Here is a 21,494-nt window from a genome sequence, read left to right as displayed (position 1 = left end):
TCGCTCACTCCGTACGGCGCCTCCGTACGAGCATCAGACCGGTGGCGAGAAGCGCCAGGGCGAGCAACGCCAGCCACGAGGAGACGGGGCTGCCGGTGCCCGGCAGGCTCGTCCCGCCCTCGTCGTCCGGCGAGGGCGCTGCGTCGAAGCGGTTGGTCACCACGACCTCGACCGGGTCCTCCGTCGAGCCGACGGTCACCGTTCCTGGATCCACCGTCGTACGCTCCGCGCCCCCGGCGTCGGTCTCGCTGACGACGCACTCGGCGCCGACCGGGAGCTCGTCGTACGTGGCGACGAGCGCGTCCGGCCGCTTCAGTGTCCGCTCCGCGCCGCCCGGGATCTCGATGTCGACGTCCTCGCCGTCGACGTCGCGCGTGCACGCGAGCGACACCGTGAAGGACTCCCCACCGCGGTCCTCGGCTCCGGGCCCGGTGATCCGCTTCTCGACGCTGATGGCCCCGAGGTCGAAGGTGTTCGTCACCGTGACCGCGACCGGTGCCTCCGTGTCGTCGGTGATCGTGACGGTGCCGCTCGGCTCGATCGTCGTGCTCGTCGCGCCGCCGGTCGCCGTCTCGGTCACGCCGCAGTCCGCGCCGACCGGGAGCGCATCGACGGTCCACACCGGGTCGTCCCCGCTGAGCGTGTGGGTGCCGTCGAAGACGGTCGTCGGATCGGCCTCGTCGTACGAGCACGTCAGCCGCACCTCGAACTCGCCGCCGCCCCACCGCTCGGCGCCGTCGCCGGTGACCTCCTTCGTGACCGTGATCGCGCCGATCGGCATCGTGTTCGTGTAGCCGACGAGAGAGACGTCGCTTCCGCCGCCGACCAGGGTGAACGTGCCGCTCACGGTGTCCGTCTGGTCCTCCGGCGCGAGGACGGCGTCGTCCTGGGTGACGGTGACGGACGTCGCGCTCGCGCCGTCAGCGCTGGTCTCCTCGACGATGCAGTCCGCGCCGACCGGGAGCCCGGTGAACTCCTTCGACTCGCCCTGCGTCAGCGTGAACGTCCGGTCGGCCTCGGGGAGCACCTCCTCGCCGAGGAAGGTGCAGCTCGCCGTGAACGTGAACTCCGTCGTGTACGTGATGGGCTCGTCGTCGGCGTCCGTCGCACCCTCGACCGCCTTCGACACCGTGAAGCCCGTGGCGTCGTACGTGTTGGTCACGGTGATCTCCGCCCGCGGCAGCACCACGGGCGGCCCGGGCGAGAACACGGGGATGGTCACGGGCCCGCCGAGGTCGACCTCCGTCGCGCCCGAGGCCGCCTCGCTCTCGACGTGGCACTCGGCGTCCTCGGGGATCGGAGCCAGGATCGCGGGGCTGCCGTCACCGGCCAGCGTCACGACTCCGCCGTTGGGGAGCGTGACGGTGCCTCCGGCGCGGGTGCAGACGACCGTGACCTCGAAGTCGTCCGGCGCGAACTGGGCAGCGTCGCCCTCGACCGCCTTGTTCAGCACGAGCCAGCCGGGCGCGTAGATGTTGATCCCCCGCAGGACGACCGGGCCGGACGTGTCGTCGCCGACGACGAACGTCCTGGGGACGACGGTCGAGAAGATCGGCGCCGGCGTCGCGACGGTCTCCTGGACCTGACAGGTGGAACCCGTCGGGATGCCGTCCCAGGTCACGGTCTCCGGGTCACCGTTCGCATAGTCGATGGTGCGGGTGTCGCCGTCCGGGATCGCGACGGGGACCGTCTCGCCGTCGACGACGCGGGTGCACGAGATCGTGAACTCGAAGTGCCCGGTCTCGCGCACGTTCTCGAGGTCGTTCGGCGCGCCGTACAGCTCCTTGGTGAGCGACACCGAGCCGACGGTGAAGGTGTTCGTGACGGTGACCAACGTCGGGTCCTCGACGTCGTCTCCGACGGTGAAGGTCCCGTTCGTGATCGCGACGTCGGTCGCGCCGGCGTTCTGAGTCTCGGTCACCGTGCAGTCAGCGCCGGTCGGCAGGTTCGTGACCTCCCAGGTCAGGTCGTCCGGTGGCGTCAGCGTGTGCGTCGCGTCGTACACGGTCGTGGGGTCGGCATTGTCGAGCGTGCAGACCAGCCGCACCTCGAAGGGACCGTCGCCCCAGTCCTCGGCTCCGTTGCCGGTGACCTCCTTCGTGAGCGACATCGCGCCGACCGTGTAGGTGTTGGTCACCGCGACACCGTTGACGTGGATTCCGTCGCCGTCAGGGGCGAGCGTGAACTCTGCGGAGGTGCCCGGCGTCGGGTCGCCGGCGACCCCGCCCTCGGTCACGACCATCGAGGTCGAGGCGGAACCACCGGTCCCGGTCTCCTCAACCGTGCAGTCCGCACCAGCAGGCAGCTCGTCGAAGACCTTCTCCTCCCCGTCCGCGAGGCTGAACGTCTGGTCCGCCTCCGGGACGACCTCGTCGCCGTTGAAGAGGCACGACGCGGTGAAGTCGTACGTCGCGTCGTAGACGATCGGGTTCCCGTCCTGGTCGACGGCACCTCCGTTCTCGACGGCCTTGGAGACCGAGAAGCCGGCGACGGCGTACGTGTTGGTCGCGGTGATCTGCGCGAGCTCGACGGTCTCGGGGAACGCCGGGTCGACGACGTCGTCACGGTCGGTCTGGTCGTTGAGCGCCGTGACCGGGCCCGAGGTTCCGTCGGCACCGGCAGGGTCGTACGTGACGGTGGCGCCCTGGGCGATCGGCTCCTCGGTCAGCGTGCAGTCGGCGTACAGCGGGAGGTTGATCGTCTGGCCGCTGTTGTACGTCACGAGCGTGCCGTCGGCCTGCAGCGTCACGAGGCTGGCGTCGTTGCCCTCGGAGTCGACCAGCGGCACCGTCTCCGGACCGGAGGTGCACTGCACCCGGAACGTGTACGCGGACGGGTACGTGACGCCGGGCAGGTCCGCGCCCTCCACCTGCTTCTGCAGCGCCAGCTTGCCGATCGCGGTGGCGACGCCGACGCGGGTCGGCTCGACGATCGGACTGACGATCGTCTGGTTGCCCGTGACTCCCTGGGTGCCCGACGCGACCGAGTTCCAGGCGATCGGGAACTCCGTGGAGACGCCGTTGTCCACCGCCCACGCGGTCCGCGTGTCGAGCGTGAGGTGGATGGAGCTGCCGGGTGCGAGACCCGTGCCGTCCTCGGCGTACTCGATCACGAACTTGACGGCCTCGGCGCCCGCGAAGTCGGCCTCCGTGGTGTCGTCCGCGACCTCGATCCACTCCCGGTTGTTGACCTCGTCGTAGCAGGGGTCCGTGGTCGGAAGTCCCCCGGGCGTCGTCTCGTTGCGGATGTCGGCCGCGTTGCACTCCGAGGACGGGGTGCCCTCCAGGTAGTACCAGGTGACGGACTTCGCGAGCTGGTCCACGTCGCCAAGGTTGCTGGTGGGGTTGCCGACGATCGTGGTCTCCCACTCCGACCCGCGCGGCGTGCCGGTGATCACGCCGACGTCGCCGTAGCGCGGGAAGCTGTCGATACCGGCGATGACGTGCGCCGGGACGTTGCCGGCGTTCTGCGCCGAGTACTGCCAGCGCTCGATCCCGCCCGGCCGGGTGATCGGCACGCACGGGCTGCGGTAGTAGCCGTTCTGGCCGTTCGGGCTCTCGCAGGTCTGCGGGGCCCCCGTCCCGGTGACGAGGCGACCGAGGTCGTCGTAGTTCGGGTCGCCCTCGGTGGCCCCCGCGACGCCCGCTCCGACGCCCTTCACCGACTTCTGGACCACGAGCGGGCTCGCGGCCCGTGGAGTCGTGTGCGTGGTCGCCGTGCAGTCGTCGACGACCTCGCTGGTGTCGGAGACCGTCTGGTTCGTCGTGTACTGGCAGGTGTCGAACGGCCGGTCGCTGGTCGCGGTGACGCTGTTGCCGACCGAGGTCCCCGGCGGCAGCCCGGGCCTGAACTGCAAGGGGGCCCGCACGGTGAGGACGTCGCCAGGCTCGAGGACGAAGCCGTCGGGCACGGTGATGCTGAGCAACCCCGTCTGCTCGTTCAGGCTCGCCGAGAAGCCCGCGGTCGACTTCGGGGTCCCGTCGGCGCCGACGAGGGTGAAGGAGTAGTTCGGCACGGGTTCGCCGGAGGCGTCCCGGGGCTCGACGAGCAGCGACCCCTGGGCGTCGGTCGCGATCTGGTCGGAGAGCTCCAGCCCGGTGATCGGCCACTGCCCGGTGTTGGTGAAGGTCATGACGTACGGGATCGACTGCCCGGGGACGTACGACGGGGGGTCGGTGTCGCTCCCGTTGCCCGGAGCCTTCACCACGCTGATCTCGTTGGGGAGATGCCTCAGCAGCGTCGTCGCGGTCGCGTCGCTGTCGGCCGTCCAGACCGTCCCCGCCGGATCGAGCCAGGTGCCCTCGGCATGCACGTCGACCGTGTCGGTGGTCTGCCCCTGGACGGTTTCACCGGGCGCCTTCTCCATGCCGGGCCGGGTGGAGGGGACCGGGGTGTCGGCGCCGCCGTCCGGTCCGATCCGCAGCGTGTCGCGCTGCGTCGCGGCGAACCTGATGAGGAGCCGCGGGTTGTTGGGTCGCTCCCACTGGGTGCCCGTTGCGTTACGCGCCGAGACCCGCACGCCGCGGACGTCCGCGGCGGCGACGCCGTCAGGCAGTGTGGGCGTGATCGCTCCGCCGACCGCGGACGCCGCCCACTCGCCCTCGACCCAGCACGCCGTCAGGTCGGTCACCCCGTTGCACAGCGCCACGGGCGCACCGGACCCGTCGAGCTCGTACGTCACTCCGACGAGCGCGTCGACCTTGAGCTGCCGGATCGGGAACTGCAGCACGACCGGGGTGAACGCGCCGAAGTCGAACGCGTTCCAGAACGTCTCGCTCGTGTCGGTGAGTGTCATCTCCTCGGTGCGCACCGTCCCCGTCGGCTGTCCGCTCAACGTCACGACGTACGCGTTCGTCTCGTTCTCGTAGCGCTCGGCCGGGGCGATGGTCTTGCCGGGGAGCACGCCGTACGTCGGCTCGGCGAGCGTGAACCCGTCCGTCGCCTGGTCGGTGACGGTGTCGTGCGGGTTGCTCCCGGTCGCCGTCGCGACGTTCGGGATGGCCGTCGAGGTCGGCGTGGGTGGCGCTTCGGTCACGCGGTTCGTCGCGCGGAGCTGGAAGACGAGCTCGACGTCGGTGGTCGCCTGCGACTCGATGAGTCCGGTGTGCACCACGGCGACCCCGGTGACGTCGGCGAGCTCGGCGGGGGTGAACGCCTGGGCAGCCGCCACCGTGTACGACGTCGGCGTCGTGCTCCAGTTGCGGTAGAGGACGACCTCGGTCCCGGTGGCACCGGCCGGCGTCGTGATCTCTCCGATCGCGTAGAGGTTGAGCGTCCGGAAGGGCTCAGGTTGTAGCTCGGGGCTCGCGCTGGGGTCGTCGACGCGCAGCTCGCGCAGCTTGGCGATGCTGTCGTTCGACGCCGTGATGCTGGCGCTGATCAGCGGGTACTCCGCCTGGGGTGTGCCCACCGGGGGGATGCCGAGGACGTCCTGGTCGAAGGTCTTGGAGATGTCGACGTTCACCGGCTCGTCGACGATGAGGATGTCGGCGAAGTCGGTGGTGGTGCGCTCGTCGTCGCCGCTGATCATGGTGCCGTCGACGGTGTTGCGCACCAGGCCGGCCTGGCCCGTGTTGTAGGTGTAGTCGTGCGTGTCGCCGAGCACGGCCTGGGTGGGGTCCGAGCGCAGCTGCTGGCGCAGCTGGAAGGTCAGGTCGAGCGGGCGGTCGTTGCCCGCGGTCCGAGCGACGCCGGTCCCGGGCTGCGGATCGGCCGGGCCCGTGATGCGGTCGGCGCGGGTCGGGCTCTCCTCGTACGTGATCCGGACGCCGAGCGTGGTGGCGCGCTGCTCCTCGGTGAGCGTGTATCCGCCGAACTGCCCGTCGCACCCGCTGGCGCAGGCGTCGTCGGTGATGTCCAGCCAGCCGGTGCCGTCGACGTACAGCTCGACCGAGGCGATGGCGTCGAAGGTCATCATCGGGTCGGTCGCCGCCGTGATCGGCTCGATCCGGTAGAGGTCCCACGCGTCGAAGAGCGACGTGGCGACGTCGGTGGGATCGGTTGCGGGGTCCGTGATCACGTACTGATCGGCGGGGAAGAGGTTCGTCCCCCAGGAGATGCGTGCCGTCCGCAGGTCGTCGGTGAGCGACGGTACGGTCGCGCCCGTCTGCTCCGGGGTGCCGTCGACGAGCCATCCCTTGTCGATCGTGTCCGGACCCGGGCCCGGCGGCACCGGGTTGATGACGACGTCGTCGTCGGCGGTCGCGTTGTCGGTGGGGTCGACGGCGTTGGGGTTGTGGACCTCGCTGCCGGCCTCGTTGCCGACCGTGATCGGGTCGCCCTCCGGGTCGGGCGTCGCGGGTCCTGTGCCGTCGCGCAGCTCCTCACGGAGCTCGACGTTCATGTACGTGATGACATTGAAGCCGGGCGGGAGGAGCTCGCCCTCCTTCGGCGTGAACGTGTAGCGGACGCCCTGGATGGCGTCCTGCTCGTCGGCCGTCGGCGTGTACGACCACGTCGCAGGTCCTTCGACCGGACCGGCGAGCGGGACCCACTCCGTGCCGTCCCAGTACTCGACGGTCATGTCGGCGTTGGCCGGGACGTCGGTCGGTCCGAACGAGGTGACGTCGAAGTGGTTCCAGAAGTCGCTCGGTGTTCCCGACGGGCTCGGCGGATCGGTGATCTGGAGGTACTCCGAGCCGGTGGTCGACGGCTCCTTGTCTGCGCACTCGCCGCAGACCAGACCGCTGATGTTCACCGTGGTGCCTGCCCCGGGCACGCCTGGGAGCTCGCCGTTGCCGATGTTCTTGGTGACGTCGGTGGTGACACGGAGCGGGTCGCGGGTCATGTCCGCGTCGTCGGTGGCGACGTCGCTCTCCTCGCCGTTGGAGGCGGTGACCTGGGAGGACGCCGTGTTGGTGGTCGTCACGGACTCGTCGCCCGGGAGCGGGTCGGCGGTCACCGTGAAGGGGAGGTTCGCGTACGCGTTGGCGTCGATCGGCCCGGTGAAGGTGATCGTGTAGCCGGACACGCGGTGCCCGTCGGTCGGGCCGGGGATCGTGTCGACGTCGGTGGACGTCTTCGGATCCTCGGTGAACCCGTCCTCGTAGGTGTACTGGATCGAGACGCCGGTGGCAGCGACCGGCCACTCGACGCCGTCGGTGAAGCCGGTGAACGTGATCCCTTGCTCGACGAAGTCCGGCGTGCCCGCCGCGGGGTCGGCGATCACCATCTCGGTGACGGGCGTGCTGCCGTTCGTCGCGCGCACGGTCGCGGTGGTCGACTGGCCCGGTGTCAGGTGGTCCAGCGCGTACGACTTGTCGATCGCGACCGTCGGCGGGTTGCGCTCGAGGACGACGGTGTCGTCGTCGGTCACGGGGGTGGAGGAGTCGTCGTCGAGGTTGACCTGCGACGACGCCGTGTTGGACACGGTCTCGGTCGTCCCGGGCGGGATGTCGATGACGTTGTCCCGGGTCTGGGTGTCGAGGACGATCGCCGCCTGGCCGTCCTCCGGCGTGATCGGGACGGTCCCACCGTCGGCGCTGAACGTGAACCGCAGCCCGTGGACGTCCGCGAGGTCCACGCCCGCGAGGAGATCGTTCGGGTCGTCAGGGATCGGGGTCGTCGCGGAGCCGGTGTGCCATACGCCGTCGGCATCCAGCCAGTCGACCTGGACGGTGTCGGCACCTTCGGGAGGCGTGATGCTCGCGATCCCGGTGAGCTCGAGGTACTCGAACGGATCCGCCGCGCCGTCGGCCGGGTCCTGGATGACGAGCTCGTCGACGGCGGCGTTGGACGTGTTGCCGCCACCGATCTCGAACTGCACGGCCTGACCCGGGACCGCGGGGACCGGGGTGTCGGGCGAGAGGTTCTTCGTGACCGTGGAGTCGAGCACGAGCGGGACCTCGAGCGTGACGTCGGCGGTGCCGCTCTTGGTCTCGGCGTTGTCCGCCGTGACGGTGGCCGTGTTGGTCAGCGTGCCGGCGTCGTCGAAGGTGGCGTCCTCGGGGACCATGACGCTGACGATGATCTGGACGGTCTGGCCGGTCGGGAGGCCGGTGAGACCCGATCCGGTGTCGCCGGTGAAGTCGACCGTGAAGCCGTTGTCGCCGTCGAGGGTGACCTCGCTCGGAGCGGGGCCGACGACCACCACCGGATCGCTGCTGGCCGGGTCGAGGACCAGGGGCGGCGGCAGCGTGTCGGTGACCTGCGCGGCGTCGCAGCCGCTGCCGACGGTGTTGGAGCAACCGACTGTGATCGTGTAGCTGAAGGTGTCGCCCGGCTGGAACGGTCCGGGCTGGCTCGCCGACTTGCTGATCGTCAGGAAGCCGTCGCCGTCGGCCGCCGCCGGTCCGGGCTGGAGGAGCCCGGCGAGCAGGAGCACGGCGAGCGCTGCGAAGAGCCATGGCGTACGACGCTGGCGGGGGCGCTTGGCACGGGCTCGGGGCGCGCGCGGAGCAGCGGTCCGGGGAGCGGGCGACATGTCTTGAAAGTAATATTGGCGGCCGCTTTCGGCCACCGCACGCCGAACGGTGCGGCGGGCTCGGCGCTAGGGTGCCGCCATGACTCCCTCCGAACGCCTCTCCGTCGAGCAGCTCGCCGAGCGGGTCGGGATGAGTGTGCGGACGATCCGCTTCTATGCGGGCCGCGGCCTGATCCCGCCGCCGGTGCGCGAGGGGCGCAACGGCTTCTACGGTGCGGACCATCTGGCGCGGCTCGAGCTGGTCCGCGAGCTGCAGGCGCACGGCTTCACCCTGTCGGCGATCGAGGGCTACCTCGAGCGGCTGCCCGCCGACGCCACGCCCGGTGACGTGGCCCTCCAGCGCACGATGCTCGCGCCGTGGCTGTCGGACCTTCCGGAGGCCGTCGACCGTGAGACCCTCGAGCGGCGCGCAGGCCGGTCCCTGTCGGACGACGACATCGAGCTGCTGGTCGCGCTCCGCGTCGTCGAGCCGACGCCGGACGAGGACCTCTTCCGCGTTGCTCCCGCGCACCTCTCCGTCGGCATCGGGTTGATGAACCTCGGCCTGCCGGTCGACGGCGCGATCGAGGCGGAGCGGATCATCGAGTCGCACGCGCGCGCGATGGCCGAGGAGCTGACCGAGGTCTTCCGGGTGAAGGTGCTGCCTCACTACCGCGCGAGCGGCGAGCCGCCCGAGGCGATCGCGGCCATCATCGAGCAGTTCAAGCCGCTCACCGTGCAGGCGCTCGTGACGGCGTACGAGAGCGCGGTGAACGAGACGAAGCGGGCGACGATCCGACGGCGGACCTGAGGCGGCAGCGTACGATTGCGCTGAGAAACCGTCAGGTCTGTCTGCAAGTGAGGTCACCCGTGGGAGCTCCCGCTTGGTTCGCCGACGCGCTCGCCGAGCCGTACCACCGCCACGACATCGACGTCGACGGCGTACGCATCGCGTACCGGACGTGGGGCGAGGCGGGGAACCCGGTCGTCGTGCTCGTGCACGGCGGTGCTGCGCACGCGGGGTGGTGGGACCACGTCGCGCCGTTCCTCACCGCGTCGCACCGGGTGGTCGCGATCGACCTGTCGGGTCACGGTGACTCCGGCCGTCGCCCGTCGTACAGCCTCGCCACGTACGCCCGCGAGCTGATGGCGGTCGCGGCCGCCGAGGGAGAGGGGCGTGGCGCCTCGGGGACCAAGCCGGTCGTCATCGGCCACAGCATGGGCGGATTCGTGACCCTCGCCGCCGCGCGCGACCACGGAGCAGAGCTGGCCGGCGCCTGTGCGATCGACTCGCCCGTACGCCAGATCCCGCCCGAGGCGCGCGCCTGGCAGCAGTCGGGTCGTCGGATGCCGGGCACCCGGGTCTATCCCACGTGGGAGGCCGTCGTGGCGCGGTTCCGGACCCTCCCTGAGGACGGAGCGACGCTCCCGTACGTCGAGGAGCACATCGCGGCAGCCTCGGTCCGCGAGGTGCCTGACGGGTGGACGTGGAAGTTCGACCCCAAGATCTTCTTCAGTGCCCAGATGGAGCCGGAGGACCTGACCTCGACGGTGTGCCCGACGGCACTGATCCGCGGCGAGCGCGGGATGGCCACCACGGACATCACGGCGGCCGTGGCTGAGCGGCTCGGCGGCCACGTGCCGGTGACGGTGATCCCGGATGCCGGGCACCACATCATGCTCGATCAGCCGGTCGCGCTGATCGCTGCGCTGCAGGCCCTCCTGGGTGAGTGGTCACGGCCTCCCCGCGCCTGACCCGCACCCGGTTGGCACCGTGACAGTACCGCTGTCATAGTGGTGTGCGTATCATTGACATGGCCGTTACTGACAAGTAACTTCTGCCGGGTCGCCAACGAATCGAAGGACCGCCATGACTGAGGCATTCATCTACGACGCGATCCGCACCCCTCGCGGGCGCGGCAAGAAGACCGGATCCCTGCACGAGGTGAAGCCCATCAGCCTCGTGACCGGGCTCCTCGAGGAGGTCCAGAAGCGCAACCCGACGCTGGACCCGGCCCAGGTCGAGGACGTCGTCCTCGGCGTCGTGACGCCGGTCGGTGACCAGGGCTCCGACATCGCCAAGACCGCAGCGCTCGCCGCCGGTCTCCCCGACACCGTCGCCGGTGTCCAGCTCAACCGCTTCTGCGCCTCGGGCCTCGAGGCCGTCAACCAGGCCGCGCAGCGCGTCCGCTCCGGCTGGGAGGACCTGATCCTCGCCGGCGGCGTCGAGTCGATGAGCCGCGTCCCGATGGCCAGCGACGGCGGCGCCTGGGCGCTCGACCCGCGCACCGCGTTCGACACCGACTTCGTCCCGCAGGGCATCGGCGCCGACCTGATCGCGACCGTCGAGGGCTTCAGCCGCACCGACGTCGACACCTACGCTGCCGAGTCGCAGGCCCGCGCCGCGAAGGCGATCGCCAACGGCTACTTCGCCAAGTCGGTCATCCCCGTCACCGACATCAACGGCCTGACGATCCTCGACCACGACGAGTTCGTACGCCCCGGCACCACCGCCGAGTCGCTCTCGTCGCTCGCGCCGTCCTTCGAGGCCATCGGCGACTTCGCCGGCTTCGACTCCGTCGCGCTCGAGAAGTACCACTCCGTCGAGAAGATCAACCACGTCCACCACGCCGGCAACAGCTCGGGCATCGTGGACGGCGCGGCGATCGTCGTCATCGGCAACGAGAAGGCCGGCAAGCGCAACGGCCTCACGCCGCGCGCCCGCATCCTCTCCACCGCGGTCTCCGGCTCCGAGCCGACGATCATGCTCACCGGACCCGCCCCCGCGACCCGCAAGGCGCTCGCGAAGGCCGGCCTCGAGGCGAGCGACATCGACCTGTACGAGATGAACGAGGCGTTCGCGGCCGTCGTGCTCCGCTTCATGAAGGACATGTCCGTCCCGCACGACATCGTCAACGTCAACGGCGGCGCCATCGCGCTCGGCCACCCCCTCGGCGCGACCGGCGCGATGATCCTCGGCACCCTCGTCGACGAGCTCGAGCGTCGCGACCAGCGCTACGGCGTCGCCACCTTGTGTGTCGGCGGCGGCATGGGTATCGCCACCGTCGTCGAGCGCCTCTGACCTCCTCGCCCACCAGACCTCATACGGAGCAGCACACACATGACTGAGAACGCAACCGCGGACGCCGTCCGTTACGAGCGCGGCGAGGACGGCATCGTCACCCTTGTCCTCGACGATCCCAACCAGAGCGCCAACACGATGAACGAGGCCTACCAGGCCTCGATGGCGGCGGCCGTCGAGCGCCTCGTGGCCGAGGGCGACGACGTCGTCGGCGTCGTGGTCACCAGTGCGAAGAGCACGTTCTTCGCCGGCGGCGACCTCAAGCTGATGACGCAGATGACCCCGGCCGACTCGCCGCAGGTCTTCGAGGGCGTCGAGTCCATGAAGGCGACGATGCGCCGCCTCGAGACGCTCGGCAAGCCGGTCGTCGCCGCGATCAACGGTGCCGCGCTCGGCGGCGGGCTCGAGATCGCGCTCGCGACCCACCACCGCATCGCCGTCGAGGGCGGATACGAGATCGGCCTTCCCGAGGTCACGCTCGGCCTGCTCCCCGCCGGCGGCGGCGTCACCCGCACGGTCCGCATGTTCGGCCTGCAGAAGGCGCTCATGGAGGTCCTCCTGCAGGGGCCGCGCATGAAGCCCGCCAAGGCGCTCGCCACGGGGCTCGTCGACGAGCTCGTCGCGACGCAGGACGAGCTGGTCCCGGCTGCCAAGGCCTGGATCCTCGCCCACAAGGACGACGCCGAGGCCTTCACCCAGCCGTGGGACCAGAAGGGCTACCGGATGCCCGGTGGCACCCCCTCCACCCCGAAGCTCGCGCAGTTCCTGCCGGCGTTCCCCGCCACCCTGCGCAAGCAGACCAAGGGTGCCCCCTACAAGGCCCCGCGCAACATCATGGCCGCGGCCGTCGAGGGTGCTCAGGTCGACTTCGACACCGCGTCCCGCATCGAGTCGCGCTACTTCGTCGACCTCGTCACGGGTCAGCAGTTCAAGAACATGACGCAGGCGTTCTTCTTCGACCTCGGTGCGATCAACGCCGGCGGTTCGCGGCCGGCGGGCATCGAGAAGACGAAGGCCTCCAAGGTGGCGATCCTCGGTGCGGGCATGATGGGCGCCGGCGTCGCGTACGTCTCGGCGCGCGCAGGCATCGACGTCGTCCTCAAGGACATCTCGATCGAGGCCGCCGAGAAGGGCAAGTCCTACTCGACGAACCTCCTCGACAAGCAGGTCGAGAAGGGTCGCCTGACGGCGGAGAAGCGTGACGAGATCCTCGCCCGCATCCACCCGACGGCCGACTACGCCGATCTCGCGGGCTGCGACTTCGTCATCGAGGCGGTCTTCGAGTCGGTCGACCTCAAGAAGCAGGTCTTCGGCGACCTCGAGCCGATCGTGAACTCCGACGCGCTGCTCGGCTCCAACACGTCGACGCTGCCGATCACGATCCTCGCCGACGGCGTCAAGCGTCCCGAGGACTTCATCGGGATCCACTTCTTCTCGCCGGTCGACAAGATGCCGCTGGTCGAGATCATCGTGGGCGAGAAGACCTCGGATGAGGCGATCGCCCGCTCGCTCGACTACGTCAAGCAGATCAAGAAGACCCCGATCGTCGTCAACGACAGCCGCGGCTTCTTCACCAGCCGGGTCTTCGGCACCCTCACCATGGAGGGCGCCGAGATGCTCGCCGAGGGCCTCGACCCGGTCTCGATCGAGCGCGCCGCCACGACCAAGGGCTTCCCGGCTCCGCCGCTGGCGATGATCGACGAGGTCACGCTGACGCTCCCGCAGAAGATCAACGGCGAGGCCAAGGCAGCTGCCGAGGGCGCGGGCAAGGCCTTCCCGGACAGCCCCGCGATGGACGTCATCAACACGCTCGTCGACCAGGGCCGCAAGGGCAAGGCCGCCGGGGCCGGGTTCTACGAATACCCCGCCGACGCCAAGAAGCACCTGTGGTCGGGCCTCTCGCAGTTCCGCAAGGAGGGTGCAGAGATCCCGTGGGAGGACATGCAGGAGCGCTACACGTTCATCATGGCCATCGAGACGGTCCGCTGCCTCGAGGAGGGCGTGCTCCGCACGGTCGCCGACGCCAACATCGGCTCGATCTTCGGCATCGGCTTCCCGCCGGTCTTCGGTGGTGCCCTGCAGTACATCAACGGGTACGAGGCCGCTGACCCTTCGACTCGCTCCGCTCGCTCAGGACAGGCGGCCCGCATCGGCGTGAAGGCGTTCACGGAGCGGGCGCAGGAGCTCGCGACGGCGTACGGCGAGCGCTTCTCCCCGCCGGCGCTGCTGCTCGAGAAGGCGTCGAAGGACGAGAAGTTCGTCTGAGCCGACTGACCGACTGAGCTGACTGAGCCTGTCGAGACCACAGGGCCCCGGGACCGCGAGGTTCCGGGGCCCTCGTGCGTCCGCAAGCTCCACCCGGTGCGGAGGGGGAGCGGTCGCATGGAGGACGCAGCGGTTTGGCCGTTTGGTATACCGTTTTCCCATGGTCACCGAACCCTTCCGCCCGTTGCGCGACGACGTCCGCGCCGCGATCCGTGAGCGCATCGTGCGCGGCGACTACGCCCCGGGCACGCGCCTCGTGGAGCGGGCCATCGCCGGGGACCTCGGGGTCTCGCGCGTCCCGGTTCGCGAGGCCCTGCACTCGCTCGTCCGGGAAGGCTTCGCCGTCGACCGGGCGACCCGGGGCATCGAGGTCCGCCAGTACGACGCGGCGCAGATCGCCGAGCTCACCGAGGTCGCGGGCGCACTCGAGGTGGTCCTCGTCCGACAGATCGCGAGCGCGGAGCGCCCGACGGACCTCGAACCGATCCGCGCCGTCCTCGGGGAGGCCTCCGAAGCCTTGGACGACGGCGACCACGACGCCGCGGTCGCCGCCAACGCCCGCTTCCACGAGGCCCTCGTCGAGGTCGGCCACGGCGGCATCGTCGGGGAGATCCTCGACGGACTCACCGAGCGCCGCCGGTGGCTGCTGCGCCAGCACACCGACCCCGCGATCGTCCACCGTGAGCACGTCGACCTGTACGACGCCCTGGCAGCAGCCGACTCCGAGCGTGCCGTCGCGATCATCGAGGCCCACGCCCGGGACTCGGTGGTGCGCGCGGTGTCGGCGATGGAGCACGTCGCCGAGGTGGGCTCATGATGACCCGCGCCGCTGTCGTCCTCGCCGCACTCGCCGTCGGCCTCACCGGCTGCGCCACGTCGGAACCCACGACGCAGGAGCCGACCCCGTCCACGGCCACCACCGCCGTACCGTCCCCGACGCCGTCCGCCCCCGCGAGCCCGACCACGGCTCCCCCCGCGAAGGACCCCTCCGTGAAACTCTCCCAGGACGAGCTCGACTCCCGCCTTCTCGACGCGGCGTGGAAGAACGACGTCGCCGAGGCGCGTCGCCTCATCGATGCGGGCGCGGACGTCAACGCGTTGGACGACACGGTCCAGAGCGCGTACCTCGTGGCCACCAGCGAGGGCTACCTCCGCCTCCTCGAGCTGACGCTCGCGCGCGGCGCGGACGTCGAGAGCCTCGACTCCTTCGACGGCACCGGCCTGATCCGTGCCGCCGAGCGGGGGCACGCCGACATCGTCGGCCGCCTCGTCCAGGCCGGGATCTCGCTGGACCACGTCAACAACCTCGGCTGGGTCGCGCTGCACGAGGCCCTGGTCTTCGCCAAGGCGGAGCGGGCCGCTGACTACGTCGACACCGTACGCGTCCTGGTGGCCGCAGGTGCCGACGTGACCGTGCCGTCGGCCCGTGACGGGGTGTCGCCGCTGCAGCACGCCCGCAGCCGCGGGCTCGACGCGCAGGCCGGGCTGCTTCGACGAGCGGCCGACGCCGAGCGCGTCCCGCGCGCGCAGGCGAATGCGCGTCTGCTGCGGGCCGCCGAGAAGGGCGACCCCGACGCGGCAGCCCTCGCGCTGCGCGCCGGCGCCGACCTCGAGACCCGCAACGACCGGCAGCAGACACCGCTCCTGCTCGCCAGCGCGGGCGACCGGACCGCGGTAGCGCGGCTGCTCGTGAACCTCGGCGCAGACCCCGACGCGCTCGACTACCGGCACGACACCCCGTGGCTCGTCACCGGCGTGACCGGGAGCGTCGAGATGCTGGAGATCCTGCTGCCGGCTCGGCCCGACCTCACGATCAAGAACCGGTTCGGCGGACTGTCGCCGATCCCCGCCTCCGAGCGCGGGCACGTCGACTACGTCCGCAGGGTCGTCCGCACCGGCGTCGACCTCGACCACGTCAACGACCTGGGCTGGACCGCGCTGCTCGAGGCGGTGATCCTCGGCGACGGGTCGCGGCCGTACCAGCAGATCGTGCGGACCCTGATCGACGCCGGCGTCGACACGTCGATCGGCGACCGCGACGGCCGTACGGCGCTGGACCACGCGCGGTCGCGCGGGTTCGACGTGATCGCGCGGGACCTCGCCGCCGCGGCGCGCTGAGCTTCCCCCGCTGGTTGAGCGAGCGAAGCGAGTCGAAAACCCGACCCTCTCCGGCTTGCGGAGCCCTCGCAGTCGTGCGTTTGATCAGACATGGCCGACTCGTTCACGTCGCAGATCTTCCGGCGCATGCCGGTGGGCCGGCACCCGCACACCGAGGAAGGCCTCAAGCGCACCATCGGGCTCGTCCAGCTGATCGGGTTCGGGGTCGGGGCGACGGTCGGCACGGGGATCTTCTTCGTCCTCACGACCGCGGTGCCCGACGCGGGCCCGGCCGTCGTCGTGTCGTTCGTGATCGCGGCCGTCACGGCCGGGCTGACCGCCCTCTGCTACGCCGAGCTCGCGGGCAGCGTGCCGGTCTCGGGCTCGTCGTACTCCTACGCCTACGCCACCCTCGGAGAGGTGGTCGCGATGATCGTCGCGGCGTGCCTGCTCCTGGAGTACGGCGTCTCGGCGTCCGCCGTCGCCGTCGGCTGGTCTGAGTACCTCAACCAGCTCCTCGACAACCTGTTCGGCGTCGAGATCCCGCACGACCTGTCGTACGCGCCGGAGGCCGGCGGCATCGTCAACCTCCCGGCGATGATCCTGGTCGCGCTGTGCGCGATGCTGCTGATCCGCGGTGCGAGCGAGTCGGCGACGGTCAACACGATCATGGTCGCCATCAAGGTCGGCGTGCTCGTGCTGTTCATCGCGATCGCCGCGACCGGCTGGGACAGCGACAACCTCTCGGACTTCGCACCGTTCGGTGTCGCGGGCATCCAGACGGCGTCGGCGACGATCTTCTTCTCCTACATCGGCCTCGACGCCGTGTCCACCGCCGGTGACGAGGTGAAGGACCCGGCACGCACGATGCCGCGCGCGATCATCTGGTCGCTCGTCATCGTCTCGACGCTCTACGTCGCGGTCGCTCTGACCGCGGTCGCGGCGCAGCCGTGGCAGGACTTCGAGGGCCAGCAGGCCGGGCTCGCGCAGATCCTGGAGAACGTCACCGGATCGACCTGGCCGAGCACGGTCCTCGCAGCCGGCGCGGTCATCTCGATCTTCAGCATCACCTTGGTCGTGCTGTACGGGCAGACGCGCATCCTCTTCACGATGGGACGCGACCGGATGCTGCCGCCGATCTTCGCGCGCGTGAATCCTCGGACGCTGACCCCGGTCCCGAACACGATCATCGTGGCGTCGGTCGTCGCGCTCATCGCCGGCTTCGTCCCGCTGGAGTGGCTCCTCGACACGGTGAGCATCGGGACGCTGGTCGCGTTCATGGTCGTCGCGGCCGGCGTCATCATCCTGCGTCGTCGCGCCCCCGACCTCGAGCGCACCTTCCGGGTGCCGTTCTACCCGGTCCTGCCGCTGCTCTCGATCGCGGCATGCCTGTACGTGATCACCGGGCTGGCCCTGGTGACGTGGGTGGTGTTCCTCGTCTGGATCGCGGTCGTGCTGGCCTTCTACTTCTCGTACGGCTTCAAGCGTTCGACGCTGCGCCGTACCACCGGTGACGACGAGGCGGTCGCACCGTGACGGTGGTCGCGGGGATCGGGCCCGACGGGCGGGGCGCGGGCGCGGTGCACCTCGCCGGCCGGATCGCGGCATCGACCCGCCAGGACCTCCTGCTGTGCTGCGTGGTCCCGGACGCGTGGGGTCGAGCGTCGGCGACCTCCGGCGCGGACGCCGACTGGCGTCGCCACCTCGAGGCGGTCGCGGCCGAGGCGATCGCCGAGGCGCGCACGGTCCCGCCTCCGGAGGTGCGCGTCGACGCCGTCGTGCGAACGGCTCGCTCCGTCCCGCGCGAGCTCGTCGCGCAGGCCGAGCGCGCCGAGGCGACGATGCTCGTCGTCGGGTCGGCCGGGGACGCACGGATGGGGCACATCGCGCTCGGCAGCGTGAGCACCTGGCTGCTCCACCGGTCGTCGCTCCCGGTCGTGATCGCACCGCGGTCGTTCTGGTCGGAGCCGACGGACCGCCTCGAGCGGCTGGTCCTCGCGATCGACTCCGACGACGGAGCGCAGGCAGCCCTCGACTCGACCACGCTGCTCGCCCGCCACGCCGGCGTCGGAGTCGCGCTCGCCACCTTCGGCGTACGGCGTCTGCCGGCGTTCCCCGACGGCGGCGGGCGCCGCGCGGACGATGCCGTCTACGACGTGTGGCGTGAGGGGATCGACGCGCTCCACGACCGTGCGGCAGCGCTCGTCGAGGCGGCCGGTGTGCAGGTGACCGACCGGTTCGTCGTCGTCGCCGACTCCTGGCGCGGCGCGGTCGACAAGGTGCACTGGCGCGAAGGCGACCTCCTCGTGATGACGTCGAGCCGCGAGGGTCCGGTGCGGCGGATCTTCCTCGGGTCCAACGCACCCCGCATCATGGGACAGGTCCCGGTCCCCGTGATCACGCTCCCGCGGAGGTAGCCCGTGCCCGTCGTCGACCGCCGCGTCGTCCTGCCGGCGCCGGCCGCACAGGTGTGGGCCCGTGCGACGACCCCGGAGGGGGTCACCTTCGAACTCGCCCCCTGGCTCTCGATGACGGTGCCGCCCGGACTGCGCGGCAAGACCCTCGCCGATGCCGACGGCGTCGTCGGGAGGCCGCTCGGCAAGGCGTGGGTGCTGCTCGGCGGCGCGCTGCCGGTCGAGTTCGACGACATGACGATCGTGGAGATCGGCGACCTGTGCTTCCACGAGCGCTCGCGGATGCTGACCCTCGGCCGGTGGGAGCACCAGCGTGCGGTGCGTCCGCTCACCGACGACGCGTGCGAGCTGCGGGACGTCCTGACCTTCTCCGTACGCCCGGGGCTGGCCGCGGTGCCGGGTGTGGACGGGATCACGACCCGGATCGTGGACGCGCTCTTCGCGCACCGGCACCGGCGCCTCGCGGCCGCGTACCCGCGCGGGTGAGGCGGCGCTGTCGGCGCCGACGTCACTGCCGGCGCTGTCGTCACCGGGGTGCTGCGAGCCCGTGCCGGAAGCGCGCACGCCGCGCCGCGCGGCGTGCGCCGTCGTCGATGGCGCACAGCGTCGCGAGCTCCTCCTCGACGACGGCCCCCACCCGTCGGCAGAACGCCTCGGGCTCGTCGGCGGCATCCGGGCTCTCGGCGACCACGCGGTCCACGACACCGTCGTCGGTGAGGGCCGCCGCGCCGACCCGCTGGGCCCGCGCCATCTCCGCCGCCCGGTCGGGGGTGCGGTGGACGATCGCGCTCGCGCCCTCCGGCGGCAGCGGGGAGAGCCAGGCGTGCTCCGCGGCGACGACACGGTCGGCGGGAAGCAGCGCGAGCGCACCACCGCCGGTGCCCTGCCCGAGCAGCACGGTCAGCGTCGGGACCCGCAGCGTCACCATGTCGGCGAGCGAGCGAGCGATCTCACCGGCGAGGCCGCCCTGCTCGGCGTCGACCGACAGCGCAGCGCCCGGGGTGTCGATGACGCTGACCAGCGGCAGCCCGAGCTCGGCCGCCAGCCGCATCCCACGGCGCGCCTCGCGCAGGGCATCGGGACCGAGCGGGCGTACGGTCGTCTGCTCGCGCCGGTCCTGTCCGAGCAGGACGGCCGGAGCCTCGCCGAAACGCACCAGGGCGAGCACGAGACCGTGGCCCGCCTCGCCCTGCCCGGTGCCGTTGAGCGGGACCACGTCGCCAGCCCCGTGGCGCAGCAGCGCGCGGACGCCGGGACGCTCCTCGCGCCGCGACGCGACGACGGACTCCCACGGGTCGGAGGGAGGGACGGGGGTCTGCTCGGCCTGCGGGGCCTGCTCGGCAGGCGGACCGGCCGCCGGCCTCGGCGTCTGCAGCACGCGCAGCGCCCGGTCGACGATGTCAGCCAGCTCCTCAGGCGGCAGGACCGCGTCGACGATCCCGTGCGCGTACAGGTTCTCCGCCGTCTGTACGCCTTCGGGGAACGCCTCGCCGTACAGCGCCTCGTAGACCCGTGGACCGAGGAATCCGAGCAGCGCGCCGGGCTCGGCGACCGTGATGTGGCCGAGCGAGCCCCACGACGCCATCACACCGCCGGTGGTGGGGTTGCGCAGGTAGACGAGGTAGGGGAGGCCGGCGTCCTTGTGCGCGCAGATCGCCGCGGTGATCTGGACCATCCGCACGAAGGCGGGCGTGCCCTCCTGCATCCGGGTGCCGCCCGACACGGGTGCCGCGAGCAGCGGGAGCCCTTCGGCGGTGGCACGTTCGATCGCGACCGTGAGGCGCTCCGCCGCGTCGACCCCGATGGAGCCCGCGAGGAATCCGAACTCGCCGACGAGCACGGCGACCCGGCGTCCCCGGATCGTCCCCTCGCCCGTGAGGACGGCCTCGTCGGTGCCCGCGCGTTCCGCGGCACGGGTGAGGTCGGCCGCGTACGCCTCGTCGACCGCGCCGCGTACGACCGGGACGTCCCAGGAATGGAACGAGCCGGTGTCGAGGACCAGGTCGATCAGCGCCTGGCCACCGAGACGTGTGCTCATTCGTCGTCCGCCTCGCGGGCGTCGAGCCATGCGGCGACCGACTCGTTGTGCTGCCCGAGCCGTGGGGGAGCGAGATGCGTCTCGCGCGCTCCTGCGTACGGGTTGTCGTCGAACCGCAGCGCGGGCCCGGGGAGCTGGACGGTCCCGAGGCTCGCGTGGTCGACGTCGATGAGCAGCCCTTGGGAGAGCGTCTGGTCCCAGGTGTAGACGTCGTCGAGCGTGCGCACCTTGCCCGCCGGCACCCCCGCCTCGGCCAGCCGGGCGAGCCACGCCTCGGCGCCCTCTGCCGCGAACCGCTCCTCGATCAGTGCCGTGAGGTCCGTGCGTCGCCGGACGCGGTCCGGGTTGGTCGCGTACGGCGCAGCGTCGGCGTCGAGCCCGATCAGCGGCGCGAACCGGGCCCACAGCCCCTCGCTGCCGACGGCGATCTGCACGGGCGACCCCGCCGTACGGAACAGCCCGTACGGCGCGATCGACGGATGGTGGTTGCCCATCCCGCGCGGGACCTCTCCGGCGACCGTCCACCGTGTCCCCTGGAAGGCGTGCACTCCGACGATGCTCGCGAGCAGGCTGGTGCGCACGACGCGTCCGCGCCCGGTGGTGTTGCGCTCGTGCAGCGCGGCGACCACGCCGTACGCGGCGTTCATGCCGGCCAGCAGGTCGCCGATCGGCACGCCGACCTTCGTCGGCTCGTCGGGGGACGGGCCGGTGATGCTCATCAGTCCGGCCTCGCCCTGCGCGATCTGGTCGTAGCCTGCGCGACCGCCTTCCGGTCCGTCGTGCCCGAAGCCGGTGATCGCGCAGATCACGAGGCGCGGGTTGAGCTCGTGCAGCCGCTCCTCGGAGAACCCGAGCCGGGCGAGCACACCGGGGCGGAAGTTCTCCAGCAGGACGTCGGCCTGGCGTACGAGCCGCGTCAGGAGGTCCTTGCCTGCGTCGCTCTTGAGGTCGGCGGTCACCGACTCCTTGTTGCGGTTGCACGAGAGGAAGTAGGTCGACTCCTCGTCGCCGGGCTCGCCGACGAACGGCGGGCCCCAGCCTCGGGTGTCGTCGCCGGTGAGCGACTCGACCTTGATGACGCGGGCGCCGAGGTCGCCGAGCATCATCGCGGCGTGCGGGCCCGCAAGGGCGCGGGTGAGGTCGAGGACGACGATGTCGGACAGCATGCGGTGCTCCTGCTGATCGGTGGGACGGTGG

At 71.1% G+C, this 21,494-nt stretch carries 12 protein-coding genes; 9 read left to right on the top strand and 3 right to left on the bottom strand.

All coding sequences use genetic code 11. From position 1 onward, the window contains the following. Nucleotides 1-4: 4 nt before the first annotated feature. Nucleotides 5-8,422, bottom strand: coding sequence for a DUF5979 domain-containing protein (locus GH747_RS01590; RefSeq protein WP_149767641.1), 8,418 nt, complete (start codon nucleotides 8,420-8,422; stop codon nucleotides 5-7). Between the two features lie 79 nt (nucleotides 8,423-8,501). On the opposite strand from GH747_RS01590, the gene GH747_RS01585 reads away from it, so the two are divergent. From GH747_RS01585 to GH747_RS01545, 9 genes are all read left to right on the top strand, one after another. Beyond that, nucleotides 8,502-9,212, top strand: a complete 711-nt coding sequence (locus tag GH747_RS01585; protein ID WP_149767639.1) for a MerR family transcriptional regulator — start codon at nucleotides 8,502-8,504, stop codon at nucleotides 9,210-9,212. A gap of 59 nt (nucleotides 9,213-9,271) precedes the next feature. Continuing rightward, nucleotides 9,272-10,156, top strand: a complete 885-nt coding sequence (locus GH747_RS01580) for an alpha/beta fold hydrolase (protein ID WP_149767637.1) — start codon at nucleotides 9,272-9,274, stop codon at nucleotides 10,154-10,156. A gap of 115 nt (nucleotides 10,157-10,271) precedes the next feature. Continuing rightward, nucleotides 10,272-11,483 carry an acetyl-CoA C-acetyltransferase gene (locus GH747_RS01575; RefSeq protein WP_149767634.1) on the top strand — a complete coding sequence of 404 codons (1,212 nt, stop codon included), beginning with the start codon at nucleotides 10,272-10,274 and terminating at the stop codon, nucleotides 11,481-11,483. 39 nt (nucleotides 11,484-11,522) lie between these two features. Continuing rightward, nucleotides 11,523-13,748, top strand: coding sequence for a 3-hydroxyacyl-CoA dehydrogenase NAD-binding domain-containing protein (locus GH747_RS01570; protein WP_149767632.1), 2,226 nt, complete (start codon nucleotides 11,523-11,525; stop codon nucleotides 13,746-13,748). Between the two features lie 160 nt (nucleotides 13,749-13,908). Then, a complete protein-coding gene (locus GH747_RS01565; protein WP_149767630.1) occupies nucleotides 13,909-14,565 on the top strand; it encodes a GntR family transcriptional regulator in 657 nt (218 codons plus the stop codon). Continuing rightward, nucleotides 14,562-15,866 (top strand): ankyrin repeat domain-containing protein, encoded by a 1,305-nt coding sequence (locus tag GH747_RS01560; protein WP_228552731.1) that lies wholly within the window; start codon nucleotides 14,562-14,564, stop codon nucleotides 15,864-15,866. Before GH747_RS01565 ends, GH747_RS01560 begins: the two co-directional genes overlap by 4 nt. A gap of 90 nt (nucleotides 15,867-15,956) precedes the next feature. Beyond that, the gene (locus GH747_RS01555) at nucleotides 15,957-17,381 is read left to right on the top strand and encodes an APC family permease (RefSeq protein WP_149767628.1); all 1,425 of its coding nucleotides are present in this window, start codon (nucleotides 15,957-15,959) and stop codon (nucleotides 17,379-17,381) included. Beyond that, on the top strand, nucleotides 17,378-18,262 hold the full coding sequence (locus GH747_RS01550; RefSeq protein ID WP_149767626.1) for a universal stress protein: 885 nt from the start codon (nucleotides 17,378-17,380) through the stop codon (nucleotides 18,260-18,262). Before GH747_RS01555 ends, GH747_RS01550 begins: the two co-directional genes overlap by 4 nt. A gap of 3 nt (nucleotides 18,263-18,265) precedes the next feature. Beyond that, nucleotides 18,266-18,745, top strand: a complete 480-nt coding sequence (locus tag GH747_RS01545; RefSeq protein WP_149767624.1) for a hypothetical protein — start codon at nucleotides 18,266-18,268, stop codon at nucleotides 18,743-18,745. 40 nt (nucleotides 18,746-18,785) lie between these two features. Here the strand turns inward: GH747_RS01545 and GH747_RS01540 are convergent, their stop codons facing one another. Together GH747_RS01540 and GH747_RS01535 are read right to left on the bottom strand one after the other, a co-directional pair. After that, a complete protein-coding gene (locus GH747_RS01540) occupies nucleotides 18,786-20,297 on the bottom strand; it encodes a carboxyl transferase domain-containing protein (RefSeq protein WP_149767622.1) in 1,512 nt (503 codons plus the stop codon). Next, entirely contained in the window at nucleotides 20,294-21,463 is a 1,170-nt protein-coding gene (locus tag GH747_RS01535; protein WP_149767620.1) for a CaiB/BaiF CoA transferase family protein, read from the bottom strand. The genes GH747_RS01540 and GH747_RS01535 overlap by 4 nt, the downstream gene beginning before the upstream one ends. Between the last annotated feature and the right edge of the window lie 31 nt (nucleotides 21,464-21,494).

Origin of the sequence: Mumia xiangluensis, from assembly GCF_010994095.1 — a bacterium.
GTDB classification, from domain to species: domain Bacteria; phylum Actinomycetota; class Actinomycetes; order Propionibacteriales; family Nocardioidaceae; genus Mumia; species Mumia xiangluensis.
This window is presented reverse-complemented; position numbering and strand designations above follow the sequence as displayed.